The organism is Deinococcus aquiradiocola (assembly GCF_014646915.1).
GTDB classification, from domain to species: domain Bacteria; phylum Deinococcota; class Deinococci; order Deinococcales; family Deinococcaceae; genus Deinococcus; species Deinococcus aquiradiocola.
Genome location: NZ_BMOE01000010.1, coordinates 1 through 14,107, shown reverse-complemented (window position 1 = coordinate 14,107; position 14,107 = coordinate 1). Strand labels below are relative to the sequence as shown.

Annotated in this window: 12 protein-coding genes and 1 tRNA gene; 7 read left to right on the top strand and 6 right to left on the bottom strand. The window is 72.4% G+C overall.

Features of this window, described 5'->3' with window-relative positions; all coding sequences use genetic code 11:
- Positions 1-106: 106 nt before the first annotated feature.
- A complete protein-coding gene (locus tag IEY33_RS13565; RefSeq protein WP_188963827.1) occupies positions 107-1,108 on the bottom strand; it encodes a LacI family DNA-binding transcriptional regulator in 1,002 nt (333 codons plus the stop codon).
- Positions 1,109-1,222: 114 nt separating this feature from the next.
- On the opposite strand from IEY33_RS13565, the gene IEY33_RS13560 reads away from it, so the two are divergent.
- Entirely contained in the window at positions 1,223-2,272 is a 1,050-nt protein-coding gene (locus IEY33_RS13560) for a serine/threonine-protein kinase (RefSeq protein WP_188963826.1), read from the top strand.
- A gap of 33 nt (positions 2,273-2,305) precedes the next feature.
- Here IEY33_RS13560 and IEY33_RS13555 read toward each other — a convergent pair whose 3' ends face one another.
- The gene (locus IEY33_RS13555) at positions 2,306-2,962 is read right to left on the bottom strand and encodes an HAD family hydrolase (protein WP_188963825.1); all 657 of its coding nucleotides are present in this window, start codon (positions 2,960-2,962) and stop codon (positions 2,306-2,308) included.
- Between the two features lie 107 nt (positions 2,963-3,069).
- Here IEY33_RS13555 and IEY33_RS13550 point away from each other — a divergent pair, with 107 nt between their 5' ends.
- Positions 3,070-4,587 carry an amidohydrolase gene (locus tag IEY33_RS13550; RefSeq protein WP_188963824.1) on the top strand — a complete coding sequence of 506 codons (1,518 nt, stop codon included), beginning with the start codon at positions 3,070-3,072 and terminating at the stop codon, positions 4,585-4,587.
- A 23-nt stretch (positions 4,588-4,610) separates the two neighbouring features.
- On the opposite strand, the gene dinB is transcribed toward IEY33_RS13550, so the two are convergent.
- Both dinB and IEY33_RS13540 read right to left on the bottom strand, forming a co-directional pair.
- On the bottom strand, positions 4,611-5,729 hold the full coding sequence (gene dinB, locus IEY33_RS13545) for a DNA polymerase IV (protein WP_188963823.1): 1,119 nt from the start codon (positions 5,727-5,729) through the stop codon (positions 4,611-4,613).
- A 30-nt stretch (positions 5,730-5,759) separates the two neighbouring features.
- On the bottom strand, positions 5,760-7,283 hold the full coding sequence (locus tag IEY33_RS13540) for a hypothetical protein (RefSeq protein WP_188963822.1): 1,524 nt from the start codon (positions 7,281-7,283) through the stop codon (positions 5,760-5,762).
- Positions 7,284-7,460: 177 nt separating this feature from the next.
- Between IEY33_RS13540 and cax the strand changes: the two genes are divergently transcribed.
- A complete protein-coding gene (gene cax, locus IEY33_RS13535; RefSeq protein ID WP_188963821.1) occupies positions 7,461-8,612 on the top strand; it encodes a calcium/proton exchanger in 1,152 nt (383 codons plus the stop codon).
- A gap of 70 nt (positions 8,613-8,682) precedes the next feature.
- Positions 8,683-9,738, top strand: a complete 1,056-nt coding sequence (locus IEY33_RS13530; RefSeq protein WP_188963820.1) for a hypothetical protein — start codon at positions 8,683-8,685, stop codon at positions 9,736-9,738.
- A 39-nt stretch (positions 9,739-9,777) separates the two neighbouring features.
- Here the strand turns inward: IEY33_RS13530 and IEY33_RS13525 are convergent, their stop codons facing one another.
- Together IEY33_RS13525 and IEY33_RS13520 are read right to left on the bottom strand one after the other, a co-directional pair.
- On the bottom strand, positions 9,778-11,271 hold the full coding sequence (locus tag IEY33_RS13525; RefSeq protein WP_188963819.1) for a hypothetical protein: 1,494 nt from the start codon (positions 11,269-11,271) through the stop codon (positions 9,778-9,780).
- A 233-nt stretch (positions 11,272-11,504) separates the two neighbouring features.
- Positions 11,505-11,579 (bottom strand) — tRNA-Val (locus IEY33_RS13520).
- Positions 11,580-11,712: 133 nt separating this feature from the next.
- On the opposite strand from IEY33_RS13520, the gene IEY33_RS13515 reads away from it, so the two are divergent.
- From IEY33_RS13515 to IEY33_RS13505, 3 genes are read left to right on the top strand one after another with little or no spacing between them, the layout of a single operon-like run.
- Positions 11,713-12,666: a nucleoside hydrolase gene (locus tag IEY33_RS13515; RefSeq protein WP_188963818.1), complete on the top strand. Its 954-nt coding sequence runs from the start codon at positions 11,713-11,715 to the stop codon at positions 12,664-12,666.
- Positions 12,667-13,194 carry a DUF402 domain-containing protein gene (locus tag IEY33_RS13510; RefSeq protein ID WP_188963817.1) on the top strand — a complete coding sequence of 176 codons (528 nt, stop codon included), beginning with the start codon at positions 12,667-12,669 and terminating at the stop codon, positions 13,192-13,194.
- Between the two features lie 5 nt (positions 13,195-13,199).
- Positions 13,200-13,973, top strand: coding sequence for a DUF554 family protein (locus IEY33_RS13505; RefSeq protein ID WP_188963926.1), 774 nt, complete (start codon positions 13,200-13,202; stop codon positions 13,971-13,973).
- Positions 13,974-14,107: the final 134 nt, after the last annotated feature.

The following is a 14,107-nucleotide window of genomic DNA, read 5'->3' as shown; positions in this document are numbered from 1 at the left end:
GCCGCACGACTTCTGAACCCAGTGTACACAAGACACCAATACCCTGTGCAGTAGCCCGGACTGCAAATCCCTCAAGTCCTGCTGGTGAATGCCCGGCACCCGGCCGCTACTGGCTGCTGGACCTCACGACCAGCCTCGGCTCGAAGCGGCGCGCGCGCGGCGGCCCCTCGTGCCCCGACAGGCGCGTCAGCAGCAGCTGCGCCGCCTCGTACCCCATCGCCTCGACCGGCTGGTGCAGCGTCGTCAGGCCCCGCCCCTGCGCCCACGGCTGATCGTCGAAGCCGATCACGCGCAGGTCCCGGCCCAGCTGCAGGCCACGCGCCTGCGCCTCGTCCAGCAGCGCGCCCGCCAGCAGGTCCGCCGACGCGAACACCGTCGCGGGCAGCACCGCCTCGTCGAGGAGCTGCACCGCCACCATCCGGGCGTTCAGGGAGTCGAAGCTGCTCGTGTACTCGCCGCGCACCGTCTGCCCCGCCTGCTCGACCGCCTCCATGAAGCCGCTGCGGCGGTCGTCGAAGACGCGCGTGGTGAACAGCTGATCGAGTTCCGTCTCCACCCACACCGCGTACAGCTGCCCGCCCAGCTGCGAGGCGTACTCGCCCGCCACGCGCCCGCCCAGGACGTTGTCCATGTACGCGCAGTCCACACCCTCCGCGAACGCGTCCACCAGCACGGTCGGGCCGCTGTACGGCCGGATGTTCGTGCCCTGCTGGAACATCTGCGTCAGGTTGTACGTCGCCATCACCAGTCCGTCCGCCTGGTACGCCAGCGTGTGACTCCCCAGGTACCGTTCGAGCCGGGACCGGTCCAGCAGCGGGAAGATCGCCACGTCGTACCGCGCCTCCTGGAAGGCGTGCTCCAGGCCGTCCAGCAGGCGCACGTAGAACTCGGTGGTGACGACGGGCAGCAGCACGCTGATGGTGTACGACTTGCCGCCCGCGATGCGGCGGGCGTGCGGGTTGGGCGTGTAGTTCAGTTCGGCGATGGCGCCCAGCACCGACTCGCGGGTACTGGCGCGCACGGCCGCGTGGTTGTTCAGGACACGGGAGACCGTACCGACACCTACGCCCGCCCGCCGGGCGACATCCTGGATGGTCGGCTTGTGCATTCACAGACAGTGTAATACAAGACGCCCGCCACGCATCCGCGCCCCCCTGCCGACCTTCCCCGTCCGGGCAGATGCAGGGGCCGCTCCGGCAGGCATGGGCTAGACTGCGGACCTATGGCACAGAGCGGGTCCGACCCCACCCCCAACGAGGCGGTCATGAACGGGTACCGCCTGGTGCGCGGCCTGGGGCGCGGCAACACGTCCCGCGTGTACCTGGCGGAAAAGACCGGCGTGGACGGGCCCGGCACGGTCCGCGCCGTGCGGGCCGGAACGCGCGTCGCCCTGAAGCTCCCGCTGCCGGACACCCTGGCGGACCAGGCGGCCGCCGAACGCTTCGCGAACGAGGTGCGCCTCACGCTGCAGTTCCGGCACCCGCACCTCGTGCAGGGCCTGGAGGGCACGCCGTTCGGGCCGGACAGTCACCTCGCCATGCACCACTACCCGGACGGAACGCTCGCCCGTTACCTCGCGTCCGAGACGCTGTCCCTGACGGCCGCGCTGCAGATCCTGGCGGACGTGGCGTCCGGCATGGCGTACCTGCACGCCTCCGACGCGGTGCATCAGGACGTCAAGACGCAGAACGTGTACCTGGAAGGCACCGGCCTGCCCGGCGTGTACCGCGCGGCGCTGGGGGACTTCGGGAGCACGTACTTCCAGGCGCAGGGAGGTCAGGTGTCCGGCAGCCCCTTCTACATGGCGCCCGAGGTGTACCAGGGCGAGATGACCGGCCCGCCCAGCGACGTGTACAGCTTCGGGGTGCTCGCGTACGAACTGCTGACCGGCGAGCGCCCGCACCGCGCCGAGACGTACGAGGCGCTGATGATGTCGCACCTGATGCACTTCCCGGCCCCGCTGAACGTGGAGGGCCTCCCGAAGAACCTCGCGCGGCTGCTCGACATGGCACTCGCGAAACGCCCCGCCGACCGGCCGGACAGCGTCCAGCTGCGCCGGGGCCTGCTGCACAGCCTCGGCCAGCCGGACGACCAGGGCGCACTGAATGAAGGAACGGACGCGCCTGCCGCGCCCGTCACGCCGGTCACACGCGCCAGCGTCGGACGGCACGGACCGGCGGCGCCCGCCGCACCCACCCCATCGCCCGCCCCCGCCCGCCCCGCGCAGGAGCCCGAGAAGCGCAGCTGGAACCCCTTCAAGCGCCGCAAGTGACGCAGGCCGCGGCCACCCGCCTCCCGGCACGGCTCAGGGGAGCGTGACGCCTGCCGCGCGCAGCATGGCCTGCAGGCCGCCCTCGAAGCCGTCCACCCTCCCCCACTCCGGCAGGAACGCCTGGGTGGCCGTCACGTCGTTCGGGACGACCAGCACGCGCAGTCCGGCCGCGGCGGCCGCCGTCGCGCCGTTCAGGGAGTCCTCGACGGCCAGGCAGCGGTCCTGACGCAGGCCGAGCCGCTCGCAGGCCAGCAGGTACAGTTCCGGGTCCGGCTTGACGCGCGCCACGTCGTCCCGCGTCGCCATCACCTCGAACACGCCCTCCAGGCCGTGATGCGCGAGCCACGGGTCCACCCAGCTGTGCGAGCTGCTCGTGCACAGCGCGAGCCGCAGCCCCGCCCGGCGCGCCTGCACGAACACGTCGCGCACGCCTGCCCGCACGTCCGTTCCCCGGATGTCGTCGTGCAGGTCGGCGAGCAGTTCGGCGTGCACCTCCTCGCGGCGGGCCTGCACGTCGTCCGGCAGGCCCAGCCACGGGTCGAAGGCGTCCCAGGTGCCGACCCCCGTCTGCCAGTCACGCAGGTCCAGCGTCCGGCCGTGCCGACGGTACAGGCCCTCCCAGCGTCGGAATTCCAGCGTCTCGGTGTCCAGGATGGTGCCGTCGAAATCGAAGATCAGGGCGTCGAGCATGCGGGCAGTGTAGAGCGCGCGCGTCAGGGAACGGAACGCGCCACGTGACGGGAACGCGTGCCGCACGCACTCGCCCGCCCCCCGCGCGGATGCTCTAGCCTGAAGGCATGGCTGCTCCTGACCTGACCGTGATCCTGGCCCGCACCCTGACGCTCGACCCCGACCGCCCGGAGGTGCAGGCGGTGCTGGTCGGGGCGGGACGCGTCCTCGCCACCGGCACGCGCGAGGAGGTGCGCGCCCTCGCACCGGGCGCCCGCGTTCTCGACCACCGCGACCTGACGCTCACGCCGGGCCTCGCGGACGCGCACATTCACCTGGTGGGGTACGGGTTCTCGCTGTCGCAGCTGCCGCTGCACGGCGTGAGCAGCGTCGCGCAGGTGCAGCGGCTCGTGCAGGAGCGGGCCGCCGCGCTCCCCGAGGGCAGCTGGGTGCAGGGCGGCGGGTTCCTGCTCAGCGAGCTGGGCCTGACCGACTTCCCGCCGGGCGGCCTGCTGGACGACGCCGCGCCGCGCCACCCGGTGCTGCTGTACTCGCGGGACCTGCACCTCGCCTGGGCGAACGCGGAAGCGCTGCGGCGCGCGAACATCCACGCGGGCACGCCCGACCCGGACGGCGGGCAGATCGTGCGCGGTCCGGACGGCACGCCGACCGGCATCCTGCTGGAGAACGCCTGCGACCTGCTGACGGCCGTGCTGCCCGCCCCGACGGACGCGCAGACACTGGACGCGGCGCGGGCGGGCGCGCAGGACCTCGCGGCGCGCGGGTACGTGTCGGCACACACCATGGCCTTCGAGGGGCCGGAAGCGCCGCGCGCCCTGGCGGCCCTCGCGGCACGCGGCGAGCTGCCGCTGCGCGTGTGGGCGTGCCTGCCGCACGACCGGCTGCACCTCGCGCGGGACCTGGGCGTGGGGCCCGGCTCGGGCGGGATGTTCGAGTTCGGAGGCGTGAAGTTCTTCGCGGACGGCGCGCTGGGCAGCCGGACCGCGTGGCTGCACCGGCCGGGCTTCGCGGACGGCAGCGGGACCGGCATCGCGCTCGACTCGCCGGACGTGATCCGCGAGCGGGGCCGTGCGGCGCTCGACCTGGGCTTCGTACCGGTCACGCACGCCATCGGGGACCGCGCGAACACCGAGGTCCTGAACGCCTACGACGACCTGCGCGACCTCGCGGCCCGGCGCGGCCTGCGCCTGCGGGTGGAGCACGCGCAGCACCTGCGCCCCGAGGACGTGCCGCGCTTCGCGGGCCTGACGGTGAGCGCGCAGCCGATCCACCTGCAGGCGGACGGCAGCATGATCCGCGCGCTGCTCCCGCACCTGGAAGGCGCGAGTTACGCGTTCCGGTCACTGCAGGCCGCGGGCGCGCTGCTGGCCTTCGGGTCGGACGCGCCGGTCGCGCCGCCGGACGTGCAGGCGGGCTTCCGGGCGGCCATGACGCGCCTGTCGGACGACGGCCTGCCGCTCGCGCCGCACGAGGCGCTGGACGTGCAGGACGTGCTGCGCGCCTTCACGCGCGGCCCGGCCCTCGCGGCAGGCTGGCACGACGAAGGGATCGTCGCGCCGGGCGCGCGGGCGGCCTTCACGCTCTGGGACGAGCTGGGCGGCACCTGCACCGCCCTCATTCCCTGAAACGCCACCTCTGAGGCGCGTCCTCAGGGCAGCGGGAACAGGCGTGGCTGGAGCGGTTCCGTCCGGGTGTCCGGCACGTGTCCCGTCACGCTGAGGCCCACCAGCCGCACGCGGCGGCCCGCCAGGAGCTGCGGTGTGAGCAGCGCCGCGCCGAGCGCCTCGAACTGCGCGGCGTCCGGCGCGGGGGGTGCGCCGCCCGTGCGGCGCGTGACGACGCTGTGGTCCGCGAACTTCAGTTTCAGCACGACGCTGCGCCCGGCGTACCCGGCGCGTGCGGCCCGCACGGCCAGCGCCGCCGCCAGTGCGGGCAGCGCGGCGCGCACCTCCGACAGGGTGCGCAGGTCCGTCTCGAAGGTGCGTTCCACGCCCACCGACTTGCGTTCCCGGTCGGGCGCGACGGGCCGCTCGTCCACCCCGCGACTCACGCGGTGGTAGTGCTCGCCGTGCGCGCCGAACCACGCGCGCAGGTCCGCGAGCGTCTGGGCGCGCAGGTCCGCGCCCGTCCGGATGCCGTGCTCCGCCATACGGCGCGCCGTCGCCGGACCCACCCCGTGAAAGGCGGCGATGGGCAGCGCGTCGATCACGGCCTGCGCCTCCTCGGGCCGGATCACGGTCAGCCCGTCCGGTTTGTGCAGGTCCGACGCGACCTTGGCGAGGAATTTCGTGTGGCTCACGCCCGCGCTCGCCGTGAGGCCCGTCTCGCGCAGGATGTCGGCCTTCACGGCTCGCGCGATCAGCGTGCCGGAGCGTGGACCCTCGCGCGGGTCGGTCACGTCCAGGTACGCCTCGTCCAGCGAAAGCGGCTCGACGAGGTCCGTGTAGCGCGCGAACACCGCCCGGATGCGCTCCGACACCTGCCGGTACACGTCCATGCGCGGCGGGACGAGGATCAGGTGCGGGCAGCGGGCCTGCGCCATGCGGGTCGGCATGGCGCTCCGCACCCCATAGGTGCGGGCCTCGTAACTGGCGGTGAGGACCACGCCGCGCCGGCTGTCGTGCGCGACGGCGACCGGCAGGCCGCGCAGTTCGGGCCGGTCACGGACCTCCACCGACGCGTAGAAGGCGTCCATATCCACGTGCACGATGCGCCGCACCACGCCACGCCCGTCCGGGGCGGCAGGCGTGGTGGGGGCGGCGCTCATGCCGTCCATGATCGCGCGCCCGTGCGGGCGTCAGCCGCCGTCCGGGGCGGAACCCTCGCGGGGGGCCAGGGTCCAGTCGCTCACCTGCCAGCCGTCCTCGCCGCGGGACAGGTTGACGGTCAGGGTGCGGCGCTCACTGGCGACGTACTCGTCCTTCTGGTCGGCGGCCACGGTCCCGGCGTCCACCGTGGCGAGCACGCGGGCCGAACTGCCGGTGTCTTCCGGCATCCACACGGCGTCCACCGTGAAGGCGCCCAGGCGCTCCAGCGGGAGGTCCTGCGGGCCGCCAACCCGCCAGCGTTCCGCGCGGGCGAGCGCGACCTGCACGCGGCGCTGCGCCTCGGCCCGCTGCGTGGCCGTGCGCGGCGTGCCGGAGTACGTGGCGGCCACGTGCCCGGCCAGGGACGACAGGTCCGCCATGAGGCGCGTCGCGACGACGAGCGCGTCGTCCTGCCGGTCCACGGCCGACGTGGCGTTCACGCGCCACACGCGGTACGTGACGCTGCCGCTGCGGGCGTCCCGGAGTACGGCGTCGTCCCGGCCGTCCGCGCGGCGCACCGTGAAGACCGGCAGGACGTTCGGAACGGACCCGTCCCCATAATCCGAGGTGAACGGAATGCGCAGCAGGGCCGGTCCTGCCGTGATGCCCGCACCCTGGGGCCGGTACAGGCGCAGGGAGGCGCTGCCCTGCTCGTCCTGCACGAGCGCGAGGTACTCGGTGGTCAGGGGCGCGCTGAACGCGCCGCCCACGCCGATCCGGTCCTGACCTGCGGGCAGGCCCGCCCGGACGGGCCAGTCCTGCAGTCCGAAATCGGAGAGGTTCTGCCGGATGTCCGGCGCGTAGTTCGACAGCCACGCCCGGTACGTGTCCGGCAGGCCCTGCAGGTACGTGTCGGCCTGCCCGGCGCGGCCGAACACGAGCAGCGTCGCGTAATCGTTGAGCGCCTCGCCAGGCGCGATGTCCGTGCCGCGCCGCGTGCGGCCCAGCGCGACGCCGGGAAAGGCGCGGGTGTTGTCCACGTAGTGGCCCTGCAGGTACGAGTACACGCGCGGCAGGGCCGGACTGCCCGCGAAGCTCAGGTCGTACGCGTACGCGAACCGCCAGTCGAGCCCCAGCAGTTCCAGCGGGCCGCGCCCGTCCAGCTGACGCGGCACGAGTTCCGGCGTGTCGGCGCTGAACACCGACATCAGCTGCCGGGGCGGGCGCGTCAGCGCGTACAGGGTGTGCGTGCTGCAGCAGTGCGCGCCGCCGCTGTACCCCATCAGCATGAGTTCGGGCACGCCGTCGCCCGTCACGTCGCGGCAGAACTGCACCTCGACCGCCGTGTCCTGCACGGACGCGACCACCCGGTCCCCCTGCAGGACCGCCGCACGGTCCGGCGGGTCGTCGAAGCCGTTCTGCGCGAGGCGGACCGTGTACGCGCCGCAGGTGCGGGTGGTGACCTTCATGGGCGGCGCGGCGGTCTGCGCGTGCGCGGTGTTGCCGGGCAGCAGGGCGAGTGCGGCCAGCAGCGGAAGGGGCAGCAGGTGCAGGGCGGGGAACGTTCGGGTCATGTCGCCTCCAGGAGGAAGGGAAAACGGGGGACCGGGGCAGGACGCACAGCTGCCCCGAGTATACGGAGCGCCCCGCACCGCGCCCTCCCCGCGCGGCCCGCCGCGGCCCACCTGAGGGTCAGCTCAACGTTTCCAGGCCCGCCGCTGAGATTCCTGAGCGTCTTTTACCGTAATCTCATGGACATGAACTTCCTGCTCGCCTTCATTCCGGTCAGCCTGCTGCTGGAATACGTGCTGCACGCCCCGCCACTGTGGGTGTTCGCGGCCGCCACCATCGCCATCATCCCGCTCGCCGACTGGCTGCGCAAGGCGACGGAACAGGTCGCGGCCCGCGCCGGGCAGACCATCGGTGGCCTGCTGAACGTCACGTTCGGGAACCTCGCGGAACTCATCATCGCGATCTTCGTGCTGCTCGGCGGGAACGTCACGGTCGTCAAGGCGCAGATCACCGGCAGCATCATCGGCAACGCCCTGCTCGGGCTGGGCCTCGCCATCCTCATCGGCAGTTTCGGCCGCGCCCGGCAGAAGTTCAGCGGCGCGAACGCCGGGCAGCTGAACTCCATGCTGTTCCTCGTGGTGGTGGCCCTGCTGCTGCCTGCCCTGTTCGACCTGACCGAACGCCTCCCCGGCTTCGAGGCGGGCAGCGCCGCCGCGCGCGACAACCTTGACGAGGCACTCAGCCTGGGCGTCGCCATCGTCCTGATCCTCGTGTACGCCCTGAACCTCGTGTACACCCTCGTGACGCACAAGGACGTGTTCGCGCTGGAGGACGAACCGCACGAGGGCGAACTGTGGCCCGTCTGGAAGGCCGCCAGCGTCCTCGTGGGCGCCACGGCCCTCATCGCGCTGGAGTCCGAGATGCTGTCCGGCGCGCTGGAAGCGAGCAGCGCAGCGCTGGGCCTCAGCCCCTTCTTCCTGGGGATCATCGTGCTGGCCGTCGTCGGCAACTTCGCGGAGTACATCGCGGGCAGTTACTTCGCGCGGCAGGGCAAGATCGGCCTCGCCATCAACATCGCGGTCGGCGCGACCATCCAGGTGGCCCTCTTCACGGCGCCGCTCCTCGTGATCATCTCGTACGTGATCGGCAAACCCATGAACCTCGTGTTCGGCAGTCCGCTGGAACTCGTCGCGATCGTGGCCGTGGCCCTCATCGTGACGACCGTGACGAAGGACGGCGAGGCCACGTGGTTCGAGGGCGTGCTGCTGATCGCGGTGTACCTGCTGCTCGCCCTGAGTTTCTTCTTCGTGACGCCCCGCCAGGAGACGCGCCTCCCCACCCCGCCGCCCGCCCTGACGGCCACGCCCCTGCACGCGCCCACCGCCACCTGAGCGCCCGGGCCTCAGGCGCAGGTGCCCGGCCCCGGGTGTACGGTGAAGCACACCCCCGCAGGAGGACCGCATGACCACCCAGCCGACCGGACACGCCCGCCCCGCCCTGTCCACGCCCCCCACCGCCCGCTGGCAGGCCACGCCCGCCCAGAACCTCGTCACGCTGCTGCTGGGCTTCTGGCTCATGACGGGCATCTTCGTGGACGGCTGGGCGCACAACCACCTCGGAGAACGCCTGGAGACGTTCTTCACGCCGTGGCACGCCGTGTTCTACAGCGGCTTCCTCGCCGTGGCCGTGTGGACCGCGTGGCTCGGACGGCTCGGCCTGCGGCGCGGGCACCGGGGCGTGCAGGTGTTCCCGGACGGGTACGGGCTCGGCGCGGCAGGCGTCGTCGTGTTCGCGCTCGGCGGGCTGGGCGACATGACATGGCACACCCTGTTCGGCATCGAGGTCGGCATCGACGCCCTCCTGTCGCCCACGCACCTGCTGCTGTTCCTCGGCGCGCAACTGCTGGTCGTGTCGCCCCTCGTGTCGTGCTGGCGCCACGCGGGCGGCCGCACCATGCCGGGCGCCCGCGTGTGGCCCGCCGTGCTCAGCGCGACGGCGGCCCTGTCGTTCACGTCGTTCATGCACATGTACGCGTGGACGCTCGTGAACCTCCCCGCCGCCAGCAGCTTCGACGGCGCGCGGTCCTTCGTGGCGTCCACCCTCCTCACGTCCCTGATCCTCACGGCGCCCGTCCTGCTGCTCCTGCTGCGCTGGGACCTGCCGTTCGGGACCGTCACCCTGATGTTCACGGTGAACACCGTCCTCATGCGCGGCATGACGGTCGGCCTGACCGAAGACGCCGCCCCCCTCCTCGTGATGCTCGGCGCGGGCCTGACCGCCGACGTGCTGCTGCGCGCCCTGCGCCCCTCCCCCACCCGCAGGGCCGCGTACCGCACGTTCGCGGCCCTGCTGCCCCTCGCGGTCTGGGTGCCGTACCTCGCGCTCACCGCTGCCGACCGCGGCGCGAGCCTGGAACTCTGGACGGGCGCGTGCGTCATGGCCGCGCTCGGCGGCCTCGCCCTCAGCACCCTCACCGTTCCGCCCGCACTGCCCGGCACGCAGCCCGCAGAGCCCTGACCAGCGTGCCGGGCACGCGGAACTCGGAGCAGAACCGGATCAGTTCCCGCCGTCCGGCGCGATGCTGTCCTCCAGCACCTTGGACGGTGCGAGGACCGTGCCGCCGCACGCCATCAGGCCCGCCCAGGCGTCCGGCGTCCAGCACGTGCCGCTCGGGCCGGTCACGTCCGTGCCGGGCGCCAGGAACTGACGGGTCGCACCGGGGCTCTGCGCGGACACCAGCGTCTCGCCTGTCGGATCGGTCCAGAACACGCCGCTCGCCTCACGCGTCGCGCGCAGCACGGGCGGCCGGTTGAACGTCAGGCGGTGATCCACGCCCCACGCCTCCTGACGGACGACCAGCGTCCGGCACGACGCTTCCGCGCACTGCGTTCGGGGATCGCCCGTGTCGAAGGTCAGGCCTTGCAGGCTCAGGCCCAGCGCCAGCCGCTCGGCACTCACCCGCCACGGTTCGTACCCCTCGTTCGGGTGCAGCAGCAGGGCGCGCGTGCCGGTCGTGAGGAGCTGGCCGTCCGGGCCGAGCGTGGACCGGGCCAGGCGGTCCTGCGGCGGGCAGCTGCTGATGGGGACGGTCGTGTCGCCACGCACGACGGCCACGCCGTTCCCGAAATCTCCCATGAAGTGCAGGTCGGCCTTCAGCACGCCGCGCCGCGTGAACGCCACATCCACCGAATGGAAGCGCGTGCAGGCCCGCCCCACGCCGGACGTCCCGAAATGCTGCGTGAAGGTCCAGCGGTCCTCGCCCGACTGCACGGTGTACGTCTTGAAACCCGCGTGCGGTTCCGTCATGCCGTGCCGCGCCGCCACATACCCATACAGCGGCGTGACCCCGGCAGGCGGCTGGCTGCCATGCTCGTGCCCGAAGGTGCACCAGTACACCGGGTCGATCTGCGGGTGCCACGTCGGGTACGTCTTCCCGTCCGGGCCGGTCGCGCGGTACGCGTCGTGCACCCACCCGGGGCAAGGTGCGTTCGGGGCGGGCAGCGTCCGGCCCGGCGGGACGCGCGGGGCGGGCGACGGCATTCCGCCCGCCTCGGCCAGCAGCAGCCAGGGAGAGCGGCCGGGTCCGGACTGCGGGTCGGCACTGGCGTCCACGCGCAACCACCCGGCGGGCACGTCCCGCACGTACGTCAGGTACGCCTCCCCGTCCAGCACGACGGGCGTCCCGACCTTCCAGTCACGCGCCCAGCGGGGCGGGCGCGCGGTCCGCACGATCACGGCGGCCCGCGCCGGACGGTTCAGCCGGACCTCCAGCACGGAGGAGCGGCCCGGCGCACCCGCCGTGAGCGGCTGCTCGTCGCGCAGCACGTCCCAGCCCTCGTACCCGCGCAGGGTGGAGGCCCTGGGCGTGTACCGCAGGCGGTCGTACACCGGCTGCGTGAAATTCGGGACGCGGCTCTGCACGGCGTAACTGCCGACCAGCGCGGCAGACGACACGGACGTGCCCTGCGGCACACTGACCGGCACGGGCGGCGCGGGCCGCTGAGCGCAGGTGGACATCAGGGCCAGGAGGCCCAGCGACAGTTGTTTCATGCACGACTCCCACACACTCGACTCTCGGGCGGGCCGGAACGCAGTACGGCAGGGCCGGGACAACGTTCCGGCGACGGGCGGACCGTCTCTACAGGAGGACGCGGGAGAAGAACGGGCACGTCGGGACGACGGCGAGACTCCCCCAGTGTACGGGCCGACATGACAGCAGCGTGCGCCAGGTATCGCGCCCGGCAGCCAGGAATGAAAAAACTCCCTCTGAGAGGGAGTTAGTGTGGTAGACTCGAGGAGATTTGAACTCCTGACCCCTACAGTGTCAATGTAGTGCTCTACCCCTGAGCTACGAGTCTGTACCGGGAACGGGTGGGCTTTCCGCCGGGCGGGCCGCGTGGGCTGCGCTCTCAGCGGCATGGATAGTAGCACGCGTTCCGGGCACTGTCAAAACCCCCCTCCCGCGAGGCGGACCTTCACTACACTGGCGGCATGACTGTGAGTGCTGCCCGCCCCGTGATCCTCGACGGAGACCCCGGCCACGACGACGCCGTGAACATCCTGCTGGCGCACGCCTCGCCTGAACTGGAGGTGCTGGGCGTGACGACCACGTTCGGGAACGTGGGGCTGGAGCGCACCACCCGCAACGCGCTCACGACGCTGGAACTCGTCGGTGCGGGCACGCCGGTGTACGCGGGCGCGGACCGGCCGCTGCTCGTGCCGCGCCTGAGTGCCGAGAGCGTGCACGGGCAGTCCGGGCTGGACGGGCCGCTGCTGCCCTCCCCCACCCGGCAGGCGGAAGACCTGCACGCGGCGCTCTTCATGATCGCTGCGGTGCGGGCGCGGCCGGGCGAGGTGACGCTCCTGCCGACCGGGCCGCTCACGAACGTGGCGCTCGCGTTCCGGCTCGCGCCGGACATCGTGCCGCTCGTGCGGGAGGTCGTGTGGATGGGCGGCAGCGTGGACGTCGGCAACTGGACGCCCGCCGCCGAGTTCAACGCGCTGTGCGACCCGCACGCCGCGCAGATCGTCTTTTCGAGCGGCGTGCCCGTCACGATGTTCGGCCTGAACGCCACGCATCAGGCGGTCGCGACGCCGGAACGCATCGCGCCGATCCGTGCCCTGTCGCGGCGCGAGGGGGCGAGCGCGGTCGGTGAGGTGGTGGCGGGCCTGCTGGAGTTCTTCGCGGAGCACCACCGGGACCGGTACGGCTGGAACGGCGGCCCGCTGCACGACCCGCTGACGAGCGCGTACCTGATCGCGCCGCACCTGTTCGGCACGCAGGCCATGTGGGTGGACGTGGACACGAGCGGCGGCCCCAGCACCGGCCGCACGAACTGCGACGTGTGGAACCTCTCCGGGCACGCCCCGAACGCGAACGTCGCCATGACGGTGGACGCGGACGGCTTCTACGCCCTGCTGACCGAACGGCTGGGACGGCTGTAGATGCACGCGCCCAAGATCAGCACCTTCGACCTGACGGCCATGACGCACGTCATCACGGGCCTAAACACGTACCCCGTCGCGCGGGCCGAACGCACCGCGCACGGCCTGCACGTCCAGCGGCCCATGCCGGGCCACCCGACCCTGGCCGCGCAGGAGGTGCACGTCCTGCCGGACCTGGACCTCGTGGTGACGCACTTCACGCCCCGGCCCGGACACCCGCCGCACTCGCGCGCGTACCTCGACATGGCGAGCGTGCAGGCGGCAGGGACCGTCTGGACCGTGCGCGACCTGTACCTCGACGTGATCGTCCAGCCGGACGGCGTACCGGTGCTGGTGGACGAGGACGAGTACGCGGAGGCCGTGCTGGAAGGCCACCTGACACCCGAAGAGCAGCGGCGCGCCCTGCGGAGTGCGGCCCGCGTGGTGAACGGCCTGTTCACCTACGGCAACGACCTGGAGGCGTGGCTGACGAGCCTCGACGTTCATCTGGAGTGGTGGAACGCCCGAGACTCTACACTTCCCCGGTGACCAGTCTGCCCCTCCTGACCCAGCTTTCCGGCACCTTCATCAACGTGGCCGCCGTGCTGCTCGGCTCCGGGGCGGGCCTGCTGCTGGGTGGGCGACTGCCGGAACGCACGCAGCGGACGCTGCTGCAGACCCTGAGTCTCGTGACGCTGTACATCGGGCTCGGCATGGCGTCGTCGCTCGGGCGGGTGGCGGGCGGGCACGTGCCGGGCGTGATCCTGGCGCTGGTGGCGCTCGCGGCGGGCGCGGTGCTGGGTGAGGCGCTGCGGGTGGAGGACCGGCTGTCCGGGCTGGGGGACGTGCTCCGCAGGCGGTTCCGGGGGGGCGGGCGGTTCACGGAGGGATTCGTGGCGGCGAGCCTGCTGTTCTGCATCGGGCCGCTCACGGTGGTGGGCGGCATTCAGAACGGCCTGACGGGGGACAGCAGCAGTTTCGTGCTCAAGAGCGTGCTGGACGGCATCTCGGCGCTGGCACTGGCGGGCGTGTACGGGATCGGGGTGGGGTTCAGTGCCGTGACGGTCCTGGTCGTGCAGGGCGGCATCGCGCTCGCGTCGGGCGGACTGGCGGGCGTGCTGCTGCACGGCGCGGACCCGGCCGTGCTGAACGGCAACCCGTACGTGCTGCTCGTGACGGGCGCGGGCGGCCTGACGATCCTGGGCATCTCGGTGAACCTGATGCTGGCGGGCCTGGGCATGGAGGACCGCCGCGTGCGGGTGGGGAGCCTGCTGCCTGCCCTGCTGCTCGCGCCGCTCGCCCTGTGGCTGGCGACCCGAATCGCGTGACGCGCACGGGCGCGGCCCCCGGCACAGGCACGGTCGTGGGGTCATGGTAATGAGGCGTTGTAGCGGTGGATGAAGAGCCACACGAGCATCTCCAGATGGGCCTGCTTGCGGCTGAACGACAGGCTTTTCCGGAC

Excerpts from the sequence above, each read along its gene's own strand:
- IEY33_RS13565 (WP_188963827.1), bottom strand. The coding sequence starts at position 1,108 with ATGCACAAGCCGACCATCCAGGATGTCGCCCGGCGGGCGGGCGTAGGT.
- IEY33_RS13560 (WP_188963826.1), top strand. The coding sequence starts at position 1,223 with ATGGCACAGAGCGGGTCCGACCCCACCCCCAACGAGGCGGTCATGAAC.
- IEY33_RS13555 (WP_188963825.1), bottom strand. The coding sequence starts at position 2,962 with ATGCTCGACGCCCTGATCTTCGATTTCGACGGCACCATCCTGGACACC.
- IEY33_RS13550 (WP_188963824.1), top strand. The coding sequence starts at position 3,070 with ATGGCTGCTCCTGACCTGACCGTGATCCTGGCCCGCACCCTGACGCTC.
- dinB (WP_188963823.1), bottom strand. The coding sequence starts at position 5,729 with ATGAGCGCCGCCCCCACCACGCCTGCCGCCCCGGACGGGCGTGGCGTG.
- IEY33_RS13540 (WP_188963822.1), bottom strand. The coding sequence starts at position 7,283 with ATGACCCGAACGTTCCCCGCCCTGCACCTGCTGCCCCTTCCGCTGCTG.
- cax (WP_188963821.1), top strand. The coding sequence starts at position 7,461 with ATGGACATGAACTTCCTGCTCGCCTTCATTCCGGTCAGCCTGCTGCTG.
- IEY33_RS13530 (WP_188963820.1), top strand. The coding sequence starts at position 8,683 with ATGACCACCCAGCCGACCGGACACGCCCGCCCCGCCCTGTCCACGCCC.
- IEY33_RS13525 (WP_188963819.1), bottom strand. The coding sequence starts at position 11,271 with ATGAAACAACTGTCGCTGGGCCTCCTGGCCCTGATGTCCACCTGCGCT.
- IEY33_RS13515 (WP_188963818.1), top strand. The coding sequence starts at position 11,713 with ATGACTGTGAGTGCTGCCCGCCCCGTGATCCTCGACGGAGACCCCGGC.
- IEY33_RS13510 (WP_188963817.1), top strand. The coding sequence starts at position 12,667 with ATGCACGCGCCCAAGATCAGCACCTTCGACCTGACGGCCATGACGCAC.